This is a genomic window from Caballeronia sp. ATUFL_F2_KS9A (genome assembly GCF_023630765.1).
In the GTDB taxonomy this organism is placed as follows: Bacteria; Pseudomonadota; Gammaproteobacteria; order Burkholderiales; family Burkholderiaceae; genus Caballeronia; species Caballeronia zhejiangensis.
In genome coordinates, this window is record NZ_JALQEK010000052.1 from 58267 (window position 1) to 72342 (window position 14076).

Consider the following 14076-nt stretch of genomic DNA (forward strand, 5'->3'; position numbering starts at 1 on the left):
AAGGAGGAGACATGGAACAGCAACTCGCCGCGCACGAGCGCGGCCGGGCGCTCTCGCAAAGCGCCGAAACGACGGAGTATCAGCTCGTCGAAATATGGGGCGATACCGTCGATACGCGGCATCTCGCGTGGTCGGTCGTGCTCGGCATCGCGATCAGCTACGGCGCGTTCGCCATCGCGAATCGCGTGCTCGCCGCTTATGTGCCCGATGCCGCGATGGCCCGCGCTTACGCGATGCTCGTCGGCCTCGCCGGATGCCTGATCGCGGGCGCGGTCTGCGCGAAGCTCTTCAAGCCGAAGCGCGAAGTGGTCGAGGAAGCGCACGGCGCGGCGGGCCGCGAGGAAGTGCTGAAGCAGCTCGCGAACGAAGCGGGCGGACTCGGGCGCGTCGCGGACCTGCCGCCTTCGGTCGTCGCGGAAATGAAGGAGCTCGGTTTGTACGAGCTTTTCGCCGAATATGAACAACGCGATGAACAACGCGAAGGAGCGCGCTGATGGAACCGTTCGTCACTCAACTGCTCGTCGCGCTCGGGATGGGACTCATCGGCGCGATCGTGTTCTCCGGCATCGGCCTCATTTCGGGCACCGATGAAACCACGACGCTCGCGCCGCTCACCTTGCTCGTCGTGCTGCTCGGCGTGCCGCCCGTCGGCGTATTTTCCTTCTTCATGGCGGGCGCGGTGTCGAAGCACATGACGCACGCGATTCCGACCGCCTTGCTCGGCATTCCCGGCGACACGCTCGCCACGCCCCTGCTGCAACAGGCGACGATGCTGCGCAACCTCGGCGTGCCGCATATCGCCCTGCGCAAGATGATCTCGGGCGCGATCGTCGCGGCGTTCGTCGCCGTGCCGCTCGCGGTGCTGTTCGCGGTGCTGCTCGCGCCGTTCGGGCCGGTCATCACGAAGGCCGCGCCGTGGGTGTTTCTCGCGGCATCGGTCGCCATTGCGTTCTTTTCGTCGGGACGATGGGCCTCGGTGTTTCTGCTCGTGCCGTTCGTGCTGGTGATCGTCGGTCTTCAGGCGCTCACGGGCAAATACGGCGTGAAGCTCTCGGTGAGCTACTTCCTCGGCATCGCGATCGGGCCGCTCATCGCCGATCTGTTCTCGATACTCTCGCCCGCCGATCGCGCCCGCATGCGCCGCGAACGCGTCCGCACGTTCTCGCTCGCGCCCGACGTGAAGGGCTGGAGCGGCTACTTCCCCAATCCGATGAAAGTGCTCGACGGCCAGCAACGCGGCTGGGTCGCGGCCACCGCGGCGATATCGAGCGCGACATTCGTGTTCAGCCCGGTCGCGATGACGGTCGTGCTCGGCGAACTCGTCGGCTCGCGTGTGAAGCATGCGTATCATCGCCTGACGACGGTGATCTCCGCGCGCAACGGCGTGACCGAAGCGACTTACCTCGCCGAAGCGCTGATTCCGCTGATCGCGTTCGGTCTGCCGCTGAGTCCTGTCGCGGCGGGACCGGCCGCGCCGCTATTCAACGCACCGCCGCGCTTTTTCGTCGATACGGCGACGGGCCACATCAACAATCTGCATACGTTGATGACGACGTGGCAGTTCCTCGGCTTCGGCTTGCTCGCGGTCGTGCTCGCGGCGCTCGTCGCGTATCCGCTGTCGATGAACTACGCGCATCGCGCGGCGTCGTTCGTCGCGAGGAAGCTGAGTCACGAGGCGATCATCGCGACGTTCGTCGGTCTGATCGTCGTAATCAGCGTGTGGGAAGGGCAACTGCTCGGTCTGCTCGTGATTCTGAGCGTGGGCTTGCTCGGCGGATTGCTGTCGCGCAACTTCGGCTTCAATACCGGCGTGCAGTTCATGGGCTATTACACGGCGGTGTTGAGCGTGCCGGCTTTGACGAAGGCCTTTGGCGCGTGACGCGGTGCGCGCTGCGTTTCGTTATCCGACCGGCGGCAACCGGTCGGACGCCGCCGATCGAGGGCGCAAAGGCGACCGCTCACTGCCGGCGCGGATGTTCGAGAAAGAATCGCAGCATTTCGGCACTGGCGTCGGGGCCGGACGGATCGGTATAGCTTCCGCTTGACGAGCCACCGGACCACGCATGCGGCGCGCCGTGGATGATCCAGAGTTCTGCATCCACCCCGGCTTGCGACGTCATGTGCCGGACCGTATGTTTGCGCGCCCGGCCGTCACCGCTCGACGCGCGGGCGGGTGTCGCTTCGCCCGCAGAAAACTCGCGTACCAGTTCGTTGGCGTTCGAAGGATGCACGGTGGCATCGGCATCGCCGTGAAAGACGATCAGCGGGCATTGCGACGCCTGCGCGTGATGAATGTCCGCCCGGCCGGCTTTGCGCGCCTTGGATCGGGCCTTGCCGCCGCGCATGGCCGCCAGCGCCGATGGCAAGTCGTGCGCGCATCCCACGGGCAGGCCCGAGTGAATGCCTGCTGCCGCGTAAAGGTCGGGATAGGTTTGCGCCACGATCGCCGCCATTGCGCCGCCGGCCGAAAGCCCCGCAACGAAGACGCGTTTCGGATCGACGTCGTGATCGGCCATCACCTCTCGCGTGATGCCCGCGATCAGCGACGGCTCGCCGTGGTCGCGCTGCTGGTCGCCGTGCCTGAACCAGTTCCAGCATTTCGACGTATTCGCGTTCTGCGGCTGGATCGGATAAGCGACGATAAAGCCGTGCGTTTCGGCGAGCGCGTTCATCCGCGTGCCGGATGCGAAGTCGTCGGCGTCCTGGGTGCAGCCGTGCAGCATGACGATCAGCGGTAAAGGATCGCGACGTGAATGAGCGGGTACGTAGACCTTGTAATCGCGTTGACCGGCGGCGCCGACATAACGACGCGTGCTGAAGTGCCCGCGATCCTGCACGTCCGCATCAGTCCGCGTCTTGCCGGCGTGGCGCCGGGGTTGCAAGAGATCGGCGAATCGCGCGGTCGTCGTGTCGTCCTGCGGGTTAGGGTGCGCGGTTGCCGTGTCCGTCCGTTCGCCGCGCATGGCGCGTTTGACGATTTCCGCGGCCGCGGCGGGATCGTTGCTGCGAAAGAGCGCGAATGCCTCTTTCATCGAGTCCAAAAAACCTTCGTTGAGTTTCATGTTCATTCCGTTAGCGGGAAGGCGTCAGGCGCATCAGCGGATTCGATCCGCCAATGCGGCCTTGACTGCCGGTGACGCATGGAGCGCGCCTCGAACCAGAATCGAGTCGATCGCTGCCAGCGCGAGTTCGGGGGAGACGTCCATGGCAATGCTCGCCAAACCGAGCACCTGAATCCGCAGACGCTGATTGGCCGCGCATGCCGCCTCGAGATCCTGTTTCGAAAAATGCTGAAGGCCGAGCACGAGTTCGCGGCGCGTCACGGTGTCCTTCAGAGCCGGCGCATGAATCGACAACTGATTGCGGATGGCCGTGCGGATCAGATCCGTCCGGTTCGAGTAAAAGCCTTCCTCGACGAGCAGATCGATCTGGCCCAAGTCGACCGGACCGAGATTGATCGTGATTTTTTCGGTTTCGCTGCCTCGCGAGCGATCCGGCACTTCTTTTGCCATAGTGTGAAAAACCTCCCGTTACCATCCATGTGGATGGTTATAGGAGGATTTCAAGAGAGCGTCAACGATGATTTTTGCGATTTAGCGCAGACGCGATCGCGACTCAGACGCGCACCCAGCAACCCGATTCCGGGCACACGGCGGTTCGTGAGCCGTTCAGCCAGACTTGCGCTTCCTCGAGTTGCAGCGCGTTCGAGCGGTCGCTATCGAAGACGACGTTCAGCGCGTTTCCGGTATCGGCGTCTTCGATGGGAAGTTCCCACGTCAGGAAAATCTGGGTGAAGTCGTGGTCCGGGGGGAAGTCAGCGGCGCAGAAGCGGTCGCTGTCGCGCTGAATGACGCCGTGAGGCTGGACCGTATCGAAGATCACGGCCGTTCCCCTCGTCAGCGCAATGCGTTGTCCGGTAGCGGGGAAGTGCAGGTCCAGACCTTTGTCTTCGCTCAGGAAGAGATTGCAAAAAGCGGCGCCGCCATACTGCTCGCCGTCATGGTGATACCTGGCGCCACGACAGGCCATCAACGCCATGTCGCTATCGTCGAGCACCGCGGGAAGCCGCAGCGCGCCGGTCCAGTCGGACATGGCCTGCACGCAGCGTTTGTAGTCCGGCCAGCGAAATTGCGTCCGCGCGAGATGCATCGGCTCGACATCACCGGGTTGCAGCGCGCGACGCGTCGTGGTTTCTCTCTGCCAATCCGCGAGCATCGACGCGGGAGGCGCAGGCAGATCGAGCGTGCCGGATAGAACGATGTCACTGACGCGACGACTGCGGATCGCGTCGCCGCTCCAGAAGAAAGAAGTCAGCATGTCTCGCATTGGGCAGGACTTTCGGAGCTAAAAAGAAATGTTCGCGGCGCATAATACGGCCTTGTCACATCTCAGCAGCATTCGACATGATAACTTTGACCGGGGAAGACGGCCCTGACGCACTGAAGGACGACATCGAGGCTATCGGCCGCATGAGTGCCGTGGGCTCGATGCTCAAGGCGATTTGCGAAAGAACATCGATGGGCTACGCCGCGGTCGCGCGCGTGACAGACAATACATGGACAGCGTGCGCCGTTCACGACGACATTGGCTTCGGTCTGGAAGTCGGCGGTCAACTCGATCTGAAGACGACGCTATGCTTCGAATCGCGAGAAGCGCGCGAATCGATCGTCATCGATGACTTCGGGAACGATCCGCGTTACTGCGGTCATCACACGGCCAGAATCTATAACCTTCAAAGTTATATCTCCGTGCCGATCGTTCTATCCAACGGCCGGTACTTCGGCAATCTATGCGCGATCGATCCGCGTCCGCGCTATCTGTCCGATGTCCGCACCGTGTGCATGTTCGAGGCGTACGCCAAGCTCATCGCGCTTGAGCTCGAACTGGAGGAAAACCGCTCTGCGTCGGCAACTGCGCTATCGCACGCGCGCGAGACCGCGGAATTGCGTGAGCAGTTCATCGCCGTTCTCGGACATGACCTGCGCAATCCGCTAACAGCGGTGCATTCGATTGCCGAATATCTTTCGATCAAAGGTGGAACCACCGAGATCACTCAACTCGGATTGCGATTGAAGGCGGTCGCCGGCCGAATGGCGGGTTTGATCGACGATGTAATGGACTTCGCGCGCGGACGCCTGGGCGCCGGACTGGGCGCCCACATCGCGCCGGTGCCCGATCTCGGCAAGCTTTTGCGCGATATCGTTTCCGAGGCAAAGGCGGGTCATCCCGGCTTGATGATAGAAGACAGCATCGCCATTGAAGGAACCGTCCACTGCGATTCGGTTCGTATGCAGCAGCTATTGTCCAATCTGTTAGGCAATGCAATCACGCATGGCGCGGCGGACTTGCCTATTACCGTAAATGGGAAAGTCGAGGCCGGGAAATTGATCATCGCCGTGAAGAACGGTGGCGATGCCATTGCGCCCGAGGACATCAGGAAAGTGTTCGAGCCATATTGGCGGCCCGCCGATCAACCGCGAGGCGGGGGTCTCGGTCTCGGTCTTTTCATCTGCAAGCAAATCGTGCAGGCTCACCATGGCGATCTGCAGGTATCGTCATCGCTCGCCGATGGCACATGTTTCACTGCAATCATCCCCGTTCGGCAAGTGTGACGTCGGGATCCGCTGATGCCGGCGTCGAGACGATAACCTCTCAACTGCCGTAAGGATCGAACTGGAAATACCTGGCTGCGAGTTGTTTATAGGTGCCGTCGGCGAGCATGTCGGCGATCGCCTTGTTCATCTTTTCCTTCAGTTCGATATCCGACTTGCGGATTCCAATGCCCGCGCCGTTGCTCGCATAGACATTGCCGCCGGTGAACTTGAAACCGGCGCCTTGCGGCGTTCTCAGGAATCCGTACTCGCCGACGGCTGCATCGGTGAAGCAGCTATCGAGACGGCCTGCGGCGAGATCCGCGAATACCTGATCGAAATTCGGATAAGAAACGACGCGCGCGCCGGCGGGCGCCCAATGTTCCTTCGCATAGGATTCGGGAACGGTGCCCTGCTGGACACCGATCGATCTTCCTTTCAGCGATTCCGCGGTGGGTTCGAGGTTCGTGTCTTTACGCACGATCAGTTTGTTCGGCGTCTTATATAACCTCGATGTGAAATCGATCACCTGTTTGCGTTTGTCGGTAATCGACATGGACGCGAGAATGGCATCGAATTTCTTGGCCTGAAGCGCGGGAATCATGCCATCGAAGTCGTTCTGAACCCATTCGCATTTTGCGTGCATGCGCTTGCAGATTTCGGTCCCGAGATCGATGTCGAATCCGACGAGCTTGCCGCTGGAGTCGCGCGATGAAAACGGCGGATGCGACGGATCCACGCCGTATCGAAGCGTCGACGCATCCTGAGCGCTTGCATACGATGAGGTGAAGGCGGCCGCGCAAAACAGCAGGGTCGACACGAATCGTTTCATTACAGAAGTCTCCGGCTGATGATCTTGTTGTCGATAAAGAGAAAGAAAAGCTATGCCGCGGACAGAAACCTTCGGAGTCGGCTGCTTGCGGAATTGGCGAACAGGTCCGCCGGTTTTCCTTGCTCTTCGATTCGTCCTTCATGCAGAAAAATGATCTCGCTGGAAACATTGCGGGCGAAGTTCATCTCATGCGTCACCACGATCATCGTCCGTCCTTCCGCCGCGAGTTTCTGCATGACCTTCAACACTTCGGACACGAGTTCGGGATCGAGAGCGGAAGTCGGCTCGTCGAAAAGCAGAACGTCGGGATCCATCGTCAGTGCGCGGGCGATTGCGACGCGCTGTTGCTGGCCACCCGAGAGATGCGCGGGGTAACGGCCGGCGATATCGACGCCCAAACCGACCTTGTCGAGATTGGCCCGGCCATATTCTTCGGCTTCGCGCCGACCGAGTCCGAGTACGTGAACCGGCGCATGAATCACGTTTTCGAGCACCGTCATATGCGGCCATAAGTTGAAGTGCTGAAACACCATCGCGAGCTTGGACCGTATGCGCCGCAACTGATGTTTGTCGACCGGCCTGAGCGTGCCCGTTCTGTCCTGCTTCATGCGGATTTCCGTCTGATTGACGAAGATGCGGCCCGCCGACGGATGTTCGAGCAAGTTCATGCAGCGCAAGAGCGTGCTTTTGCCCGAGCCCGACGAGCCGAGAACGCTGATGACGTCGCCGGCGCGCGCGCTGAGCGACACGCCTTTCAGCACTTCGTGCGTGCCGAAGCTTTTGTGAAGATCGGCGACCACGACTTTTTCAGGTGAACGCGACGAATCGATGCAGACATCGTTAGTCATTTTTGCGGTGTCAGGTAAGCGAGCCAACGGTTTTCCGCCTGGCGAAAGAGCCAGACCAGCGAAAAGGTGATCGCGGAATAGAGCAGAAACGCAATGCCGAATGCGGCGAACGATTGATAGGTCGCGGAATTCACGTCGCGCGCCACTTTCAGCAGATCCGGCACGGTTGCAGCGAATGCAACGGAAGTCGAATGGAAGACCAGAATGACTTCATTGCTATAACTCGGTAACGAGCGCCGCAGCGCGGAGGGGAGAATGACGTGCAGATAAAGCTGCAACGTCGACATTCCCGCGGCCACGCCGGCTTCGATCTCGCCCGCAGGCGTGGCCTTGATCGCGCCGGCGAAAATCTCGGTCGTGTAGGCGCATGTATTCAATGCGAAAACGAGTAGCGAACAATGCATTCCGTCCCGAAAGAACGCGTTCGTGAGCTCGTGATTACGAATCACGTCGAGGCTGAACACGCCCGTATAGCAAAGCAGTAACTGAACGAATAGCGGTGTGCCGCGAAACAGATAGGTGTAAAGCCAGACCGCGCGCGACAGGAAACGGTTCGCGGAACTGCGCGCGATGGCCATCGGCACCGCCAGTGCGGATCCGAGCACGACGGAGAACAGCAGCAGCCAGATCGTGACGATCAATCCGGTGAACTGATAGCCGTCGGTATAAAGATAGTGCCGCCAGTATTCGCGAAAGACGTCGATCATACGTTCACCTTGCGCACGCCGACGTCATATCGATTTTCGAGGTGACGTAATACGAGATTGGATGCTGTCGTGATCAGCAAATAAACGAATGCGGCCACGCCGATAAAAAAGAAGTAGTGCGTGGTGGTCTTGCCTGCGTCTTGCGCGGCTTTGACGACATCCGAGAGTCCGATGATGGATACGAGCGCCGTCGATTTGACGATGACTTGCCAGTTGTTTCCGAGCGCCGGCAGCGCATAGCGCATCATTTGCGGAAACAGGATATGCGCAAGGACATGACCGAACGACATGCCGAGCGAAGTGCCCGATTCGAGTTGCCCGCGCGGAATCGCCAGAAAAGCGCCACGGAGCGTCTCGGTAAAGTACGCGCCGTGGATCAGACCCAGCACGATCACACCGGCCGCGAAAGGCTTGATATCGATCTGCGTCCAATGCAAACGCTCGGTGATGCCGTTTAGCAGAATCTGGATGCTGTAGTAGAGCAGCAGCATCAGCACGAGATCCGGTGCGCCGCGCACGATCGTCGTGTAGAGACGGGCCAGTTTTGCGATCCATCGGCTGCCGAACAGCTTCGCGCAGGCGCCGAGCAAGCCGATCGCGAAGGCCAGCGCCAGCGAACAGACCGCCAGTTGCACGGTCTGCAGCGCGCCTTCGAGAACGAGCGCGCCATATCCGTGTAGAAGAGAACTCATGGACGATGTCCCTTGTGTGTCCGATGTGGCACATTTGAGCGCATGCCAAATTCGATGTCAATAAAGTTCCGATGAGTGGAACTACTTAGAACCGGAAAACGGCATTTTTCAGATGCGCGAGTTTAGAATCTTGTTGCGCAGCCGGAACCTCGCGCGTCATCGTAGAAAGGAGACGAAAGGTGCTACTCAAGCGGACGCCGTTACTCGCAGCGACCATCGGTACGCAGCGCGATCTCGTAAGCCTGACGTTCGGGCCGCCGGGCGCGGACATGAAGGTTTATCTGCAGGCATCGCTTCATGCCGACGAAACGCCCGCGATGCTCACGGCGCACGTCCTGCGCGACGAACTCCAGGCGCTCGAAGCCGCGGGCAAGCTCGACGCGACCGTCACGCTCGTTCCGATAGCGAATCCGATCGGCCTGAGTCAGCATGTCTTCGGCCAGTTCTTCGGCTGCTTCGAGCTGAATAGCGCCGCGAACTTCAATCGCGGCGTCGCGCGCCCCTCGGACATCTGCGCGCATCTGGAAGGCCGTCTCGGCAGCGACGAAGACGCGAACAGGCGCGCGATAAAGAACGCAATGCGCGCATCGCTCGATGCTTGCGCGCCGACGACGGAATTCGACGCGCTGCGTTCGACCCTGCTGAAGCTGTCTTGCGATGCCGACATCGTTCTTGACATTCATTGCTCGCTGGAAGCGGTCGTCCACGTCTATGCCGACACCGCCGCGTGGCCACGCGTCGAACCGCTCGCGCGCCATCTGCAATCGCGGGCGCAGATGCTGTTCGACGGCGCGGATCTCGGGCTTTTCATCGACTGGACGCGCCTGGCGTGGGCCGACGTCGAAGCGCGCTTCGGCGACCGGTATCCGGTTGGCGAGGGCGCTGTCGCCGCCATCGTCGAGTGCGCCGGCGAGCGCGACGTCACGTATGAATCGGCGCGGCGTCATGCGCGAGCGATCGTTGCCTATCTCGTCGATCGGGGCGCTATCCGCGATACGCCGTCGCCATGCCCCGCCTTGATTCATCCGGCGACGCGACAAGCGGCGAGCGAGCATTTCTACGCCGCGACCAGCGGCATCGTGGTGTACGCGGCGAACATCGGCGACGTGGTGGAGGTCGGGGAGGCGATCTGCGACATCGTCGACCCGATCACCGGCGCAACGACGACGCTCAGAAGCCGCACGAAAGGCGTGTTCTACATGCGCCGCGCGATCCGCTTCGTCACCGCCGGCGCGGAGATCGGTCGCGTGACGGGCGGTTGATCAGGAGCGCTTGCGGCGCGTCGCCTTGCTATCGGTATCGGCATTGTCTTCGGCGGTCGTTCCGCCGTCGATCACGCCGAGAATCTTTGTGATTCGCAGCGCCGCTGCCTGCAAGGTCGGCACCAGCAGGGTAATGTCTTCCAGCGACTTGCGCGCTTTGGGCGCCGAGATGCTCAAGCACGCGATCAGGCGGCCGTGCGGCCCCGAGATCGGCACGGCGGCGCCGACCACGCCGATCGCGAACTCGGAATCGTTGGTCGCATAGCCATTCTTTCGCGCGAGGTCGATTTCGAGCCTGAGCCGTTCCGGATCGACGATGGTGTAGGGCGTGATCGGTTCCCACGGTCCGCTCAGCAGATAAGCGTCGAGCTGCTTCTTCTCCATGTTCGCCAGAAACACGCGCCCGCTGGACGTGCAGTGCACGGGCGCGCGATGCCCTTTCTGAAAATTGAGCGTCAACGGCGAATTGCCGATCGCGCTGTCGATATACACGACCTCGGAGCCGCGCATGACGCCGAGGCTCACCGTTTCATCCGTGCGTCGCGACAGTTCCATCAGCAGCGCGTGGATCGGCCCATGCGAGGTGGACGCCGCCAGGATGTTCGTCGCGAGTTCCAGCAGGCGCGGGCCGACCTGATATCGGCCGCGTTCCATGCCGTGTTCGAGAAAGCCGAACTCTTCGAGATTGCTGACGAGGCGATGCGCAGTGGTCTTCGGAATGCCGAGCGCGGTGATGATGTCGGCGGTCGTCACGCGACCGGTTTGCGCAGCCATTTCGATGATGTGAAACGCGCGCTCGGTGGGAGAGACCTCCGGCTCGGACGTCTCGACGATGGCTTGTTCTTCCTTGCGCATGTGTGCTGGGTTTTCTGGTTTTATGGGCCTGTGCCGCGCATCCTTCGCGGATCAGGCGAAAAGCGGTTCCCTAGGATACTCGATTCGAATTGCGGGCCCGGAGGGTGACAGGAAGGTTCGCGATGGTGGGAGACATGCGGCCAGTTTAGCATCTCCGTCTAATGATTCCATAAATAGGAACTCGGTAGTTCCACTTATCGGAATGTATTTGACATCGCTTCTCGGCGATCGTCTAATGCCTCGACGGATTCGTGCCGTGCCGTGTATGCCCTCGCAAAGAAAACCTGAAATGAGACATCGCTCATGATCCCGACTGCAAAGCTCGCCGCTGTCCGCGAGCAGTTCCCCGTCACCACAAGGCAGCTTTATCTCGACTCCGCCCACCAGACGCCGCTTGCGCTAAGCGTGCGCGAAGCGCTCGAAGCCTTCTTGTCGGAAGGCTTCGAGATGGCCGGTCCGAAGCCGGTCTGGTTGCGACGTGTCGAGGAAACACGCGAGAGCGTCGCGACGTTCTTCAACGCGGCGCCGACCGAAATCGCATTCACCAAGAACACGTCGGAAGGACTCAATATCGCGGCGAACGCGGTCCCGCTCCGGGCCGGCGACAACGTCGTGCTGATAGAAGGCGATCATCCCAACAACGCCTATGCGTGGTTGAACCTCAAGCGCAATGGCATCGAAGTGCGGTTCGCGCCGTTGCCGGACGACGAGATTGCCACCGCCAAGACGTTCGAGCCGTATATCGATGCGCGTACGAAAGTCGTTTCGCTTTCGCATGTGACGTTCCATGCGGGCCAGGTCCATGACCTGATGAGCATCGGACGGCTGTGCAAGGCGCGCGGCATTTACCTGATCGTCGATGCGATGCAGTCCGTCGGCGTCATTCCGCTCGACGTCAAGGCGCTGAACATTTCGGTGCTGGCAGCCGGCACGCACAAGGGCTTGCTCGTGCCGCAAGGACTCGGCGTGCTTTATATCGCCGACGGTCTCGACGAATTGCAGCCGGCTTACCTTGCGATGTCCAGCATGGCGAATCCGCCAGCCGACTATGTCGCCCGTCCCGACGACATGGCTTTACGCAAGGACGCGCGGCGCTTCGAATTCGGCAACGTCAATCTCCCGGACCTGCACGCACTTTCCGCGGCGATTTGCCTCATTCGGAGCGTAGGCGTCGCGGCGATCCAAAAGCATGTGCTGGCGCTCGGCGATCTGCTGCTCGAACGCCTCGATGCGCTGGGTGTGAGCGTCGTCGGTCCGCGAGCGCGTGGCAAGCGCAATCACATATACGTGCTGAAACTGCCGGTCGACAAGTGGACCGACTACTTCGCTCGAAACAACGTGCGCGTCTCGCCGGAGCGTGGCGGCATCCGCGTGTCGCTCGCGATGTTCAACACCGTAGGCGACATCGAACGGCTGATAGAAATGCTTCGTATCGGCCTTACGACAGGCACGCTGGCCGCGACGGAGCAGATCGACTGAAACGACGCGAGCCCATCGCCCCACGCCTCACGCCGCGACCTCGCCGCGTGCGCAATATTCCGCGAGCGCCTTTCTGTCGATTTTGCCGTTCACCGTCAGCGGGAACGCATCGATGATGACGATCCGTTGCGGCATCGCATAGACCGGCAGACGCTGCCGGCACGCCCGCAAAACATGCGTGGTCTCGACTTCCGGATTCGTCACGAACGCGACGAGGCCGGTTGCTCGTCCGACTTCGTCGAGCGGCCACGGGACAACCGCGCACGACGCGGCGTGGCTGGCCGCTTGCACGACATGTTCGACTTCTTCCAGCTCGAGCCGGTGGCCGCGGATTTTCACCTGTGTATCGAGACGGCCCTGAAACACGATCCCGTGTGGCGTCGTTTCGCGCGCGGCGTCGGAGGATCGATACCAGCGATGCGCGGTCTTGCCCGGATAGTTCATCGCGATGAACCGGCTATTGCCGGGTTCGTCGGACGACAGATAGCCTTCGGCAAGCTGCGGTCCCGCGATCAGCAATTCGCCCGTCTGGCCCGGGGCGACCGGTTCGAGCTCGGCATCCACGATCATGAGTTCCACGCCGGGCAGGCCCTGGCCCAACGGTATGACCGTGTGCTGCGGATCGTCCAGGAATTCGGGCGTGACTTCGAAGCACGTACAGGCGACGGTCGCTTCCGTGGGCCCGTACATGTGCAGCAGCCGGCTGTTCGGCGCGGCACGCATCCACGCCTGCGCGAGCGAGCGAGGCAACGGCTCGCCGCCGAACATCGACACGCGAATGCTCGGAAATGCGCCCGCTGGCAGCTTGCGCATTTGCTGCATGATGCCGGCGACCGATGGCACGCTGCACCAATGCGTGATCCGGTGCGTCTGGACGAAGCTCGCGTTACCGACGGGATCGACGTTTTCGGGCACATATAGGCAGCCGCCGTTCGCCCAGCAGACGAACATGTCATGCACGGACGGATCGAAGCTCAGCTCGCATAGCTGCATGTAACGCGCATCGCGCACCTTGTCGACCAGTTGCAACTGGCCGTTCACGTACGCATCGGCGTTCGCATGCGTGATCGGCACGCCCTTCGGCGATCCCGTCGAACCGGACGTGAAAAGTATGTAGGCGATGTCGTGCGCGGCGCCTCGGCTCTGCATGAGCGAGAAAGCAGGGGATGGAAGTTGCGATTCTTCCGCGTCTGCGTCGAGCAGGACAATCTGCGGAGGTTCGTCGAGCAGGGACAGCACTTCATCGAGCGACTCGGCGCAACGCCGATCGACGAGCATCAACGGCGCGCCGGATTGCCGGATGATCGCCGCGATCCGCGCTGCCGGCATCTTCGGGTTGAGTGGCACATAGGCCATGCCGGCATCGAGAATGCCCAGGATGCCGACATACGCGCCGACGCTGCGATATGCAAACAGCAGGCATCGGCTCGTGTAAGTGCTTCGTGCGAACGCCGCCAGTCCCGCCGACAAGCGACGGACCCGGGTTTCAATCTCGCGGTAGCTGTAAAGACGCTCATCGACCCATAACGCAGGGCTGTCCGGCTGGTTCGCAGCAGAATCGAAGAAGTGAGAATGCAGCATCCGACGGTCCCCCTGGCACGCGAGTGTTGATGTTTTTTTCGAGTCCGCGACTGCTCGATCCGGTCGATGCGATCAATCGCAATTCGACGGATTCAGATTTCGCACACTCCTCGGTTCAGCCTTCGCTTATTCGCCACTGCCGCGAAGTGAGTGCATTGTTATCTTTCTGTAAGGTTGCGTATGTGCGCCGTCGAACCCATTTTTGTCTGAAGTAACGAATGAAAAGCCT

Annotated in this window: 14 protein-coding genes; 5 read left to right on the top strand and 9 right to left on the bottom strand. The window is 61.1% G+C overall.

Going from position 1 to position 14076, the window contains the following annotated elements; translation table 11 throughout:
• The first annotated feature begins 11 nt into the window (after positions 1-11).
• Positions 12-494: a hypothetical protein gene (locus tag NCS67_RS29150; RefSeq protein WP_250437640.1), complete on the top strand. Its 483-nt coding sequence runs from the start codon at positions 12-14 to the stop codon at positions 492-494.
• A complete protein-coding gene (locus NCS67_RS29155; protein WP_250437641.1) occupies positions 494-1879 on the top strand; it encodes a tripartite tricarboxylate transporter permease in 1386 nt (461 codons plus the stop codon). The genes NCS67_RS29150 and NCS67_RS29155 overlap by 1 nt, the downstream gene beginning before the upstream one ends.
• Before the next feature lie 79 nt (positions 1880-1958).
• On the opposite strand, the gene NCS67_RS29160 is transcribed toward NCS67_RS29155, so the two are convergent.
• The 3 genes from NCS67_RS29160 to NCS67_RS29170 form a co-directional block, all read right to left on the bottom strand.
• On the bottom strand, positions 1959-3062 hold the full coding sequence (locus NCS67_RS29160; protein ID WP_250437642.1) for an extracellular catalytic domain type 1 short-chain-length polyhydroxyalkanoate depolymerase: 1104 nt from the start codon (positions 3060-3062) through the stop codon (positions 1959-1961).
• 33 nt (positions 3063-3095) lie between these two features.
• A complete protein-coding gene (locus NCS67_RS29165; protein ID WP_008346513.1) occupies positions 3096-3512 on the bottom strand; it encodes a ribbon-helix-helix domain-containing protein in 417 nt (138 codons plus the stop codon).
• A 103-nt stretch (positions 3513-3615) separates the two neighbouring features.
• Complete coding sequence (locus tag NCS67_RS29170) at positions 3616-4317, bottom strand: hypothetical protein (protein WP_250437643.1); 702 nt, start codon at positions 4315-4317, stop codon at positions 3616-3618.
• An 8-nt stretch (positions 4318-4325) separates the two neighbouring features.
• Here NCS67_RS29170 and NCS67_RS29175 point away from each other — a divergent pair, with 8 nt between their 5' ends.
• Positions 4326-5612 carry a GAF domain-containing sensor histidine kinase gene (locus tag NCS67_RS29175; protein WP_350029145.1) on the top strand — a complete coding sequence of 429 codons (1287 nt, stop codon included), beginning with the start codon at positions 4326-4328 and terminating at the stop codon, positions 5610-5612.
• A 40-nt stretch (positions 5613-5652) separates the two neighbouring features.
• On the opposite strand, the gene NCS67_RS29180 is transcribed toward NCS67_RS29175, so the two are convergent.
• Genes NCS67_RS29180 through NCS67_RS29195 form a run of 4 tightly spaced genes read right to left on the bottom strand, consistent with a single transcriptional unit; the run spans position 5653 to position 8670 of the window.
• Complete coding sequence (locus NCS67_RS29180; RefSeq protein ID WP_008346519.1) at positions 5653-6423, bottom strand: ABC transporter substrate-binding protein; 771 nt, start codon at positions 6421-6423, stop codon at positions 5653-5655.
• 50 nt (positions 6424-6473) lie between these two features.
• The gene (locus NCS67_RS29185) at positions 6474-7271 is read right to left on the bottom strand and encodes an ABC transporter ATP-binding protein (RefSeq protein ID WP_008346522.1); all 798 of its coding nucleotides are present in this window, start codon (positions 7269-7271) and stop codon (positions 6474-6476) included.
• A complete protein-coding gene (locus tag NCS67_RS29190) occupies positions 7268-7978 on the bottom strand; it encodes an ABC transporter permease (RefSeq protein ID WP_250437644.1) in 711 nt (236 codons plus the stop codon). Before NCS67_RS29190 ends, NCS67_RS29185 begins: the two co-directional genes overlap by 4 nt.
• Entirely contained in the window at positions 7975-8670 is a 696-nt protein-coding gene (locus NCS67_RS29195) for an ABC transporter permease (protein WP_008346526.1), read from the bottom strand. Before NCS67_RS29195 ends, NCS67_RS29190 begins: the two co-directional genes overlap by 4 nt.
• 179 nt (positions 8671-8849) lie before the next feature.
• Between NCS67_RS29195 and NCS67_RS29200 the strand changes: the two genes are divergently transcribed.
• Entirely contained in the window at positions 8850-9932 is a 1083-nt protein-coding gene (locus tag NCS67_RS29200; protein ID WP_250437645.1) for a M14 family metallopeptidase, read from the top strand.
• On the opposite strand, the gene NCS67_RS29205 is transcribed toward NCS67_RS29200, so the two are convergent.
• A complete protein-coding gene (locus NCS67_RS29205; protein ID WP_008346531.1) occupies positions 9933-10787 on the bottom strand; it encodes an IclR family transcriptional regulator in 855 nt (284 codons plus the stop codon).
• 303 nt (positions 10788-11090) lie between these two features.
• Between NCS67_RS29205 and NCS67_RS29210 the strand changes: the two genes are divergently transcribed.
• Entirely contained in the window at positions 11091-12266 is a 1176-nt protein-coding gene (locus tag NCS67_RS29210) for an aminotransferase class V-fold PLP-dependent enzyme (protein ID WP_250437646.1), read from the top strand.
• A 27-nt stretch (positions 12267-12293) separates the two neighbouring features.
• Here the strand turns inward: NCS67_RS29210 and NCS67_RS29215 are convergent, their stop codons facing one another.
• On the bottom strand, positions 12294-13847 hold the full coding sequence (locus tag NCS67_RS29215; RefSeq protein WP_250437647.1) for an amino acid adenylation domain-containing protein: 1554 nt from the start codon (positions 13845-13847) through the stop codon (positions 12294-12296).
• Positions 13848-14076 lie beyond the last annotated feature (229 nt).

Excerpts from the sequence above, each read along its gene's own strand:
- NCS67_RS29150 (WP_250437640.1), top strand. The coding sequence starts at position 12 with ATGGAACAGCAACTCGCCGCGCACGAGCGCGGCCGGGCGCTCTCGCAA.
- NCS67_RS29155 (WP_250437641.1), top strand. The coding sequence starts at position 494 with ATGGAACCGTTCGTCACTCAACTGCTCGTCGCGCTCGGGATGGGACTC.
- NCS67_RS29160 (WP_250437642.1), bottom strand. The coding sequence starts at position 3,062 with ATGAAACTCAACGAAGGTTTTTTGGACTCGATGAAAGAGGCATTCGCG.
- NCS67_RS29165 (WP_008346513.1), bottom strand. The coding sequence starts at position 3,512 with ATGGCAAAAGAAGTGCCGGATCGCTCGCGAGGCAGCGAAACCGAAAAA.
- NCS67_RS29170 (WP_250437643.1), bottom strand. The coding sequence starts at position 4,317 with ATGCTGACTTCTTTCTTCTGGAGCGGCGACGCGATCCGCAGTCGTCGC.
- NCS67_RS29180 (WP_008346519.1), bottom strand. The coding sequence starts at position 6,423 with ATGAAACGATTCGTGTCGACCCTGCTGTTTTGCGCGGCCGCCTTCACC.
- NCS67_RS29185 (WP_008346522.1), bottom strand. The coding sequence starts at position 7,271 with ATGACTAACGATGTCTGCATCGATTCGTCGCGTTCACCTGAAAAAGTC.
- NCS67_RS29190 (WP_250437644.1), bottom strand. The coding sequence starts at position 7,978 with ATGATCGACGTCTTTCGCGAATACTGGCGGCACTATCTTTATACCGAC.
- NCS67_RS29195 (WP_008346526.1), bottom strand. The coding sequence starts at position 8,670 with ATGAGTTCTCTTCTACACGGATATGGCGCGCTCGTTCTCGAAGGCGCG.
- NCS67_RS29205 (WP_008346531.1), bottom strand. The coding sequence starts at position 10,787 with ATGCGCAAGGAAGAACAAGCCATCGTCGAGACGTCCGAGCCGGAGGTC.
- NCS67_RS29210 (WP_250437646.1), top strand. The coding sequence starts at position 11,091 with ATGATCCCGACTGCAAAGCTCGCCGCTGTCCGCGAGCAGTTCCCCGTC.
- NCS67_RS29215 (WP_250437647.1), bottom strand. The coding sequence starts at position 13,847 with ATGCTGCATTCTCACTTCTTCGATTCTGCTGCGAACCAGCCGGACAGC.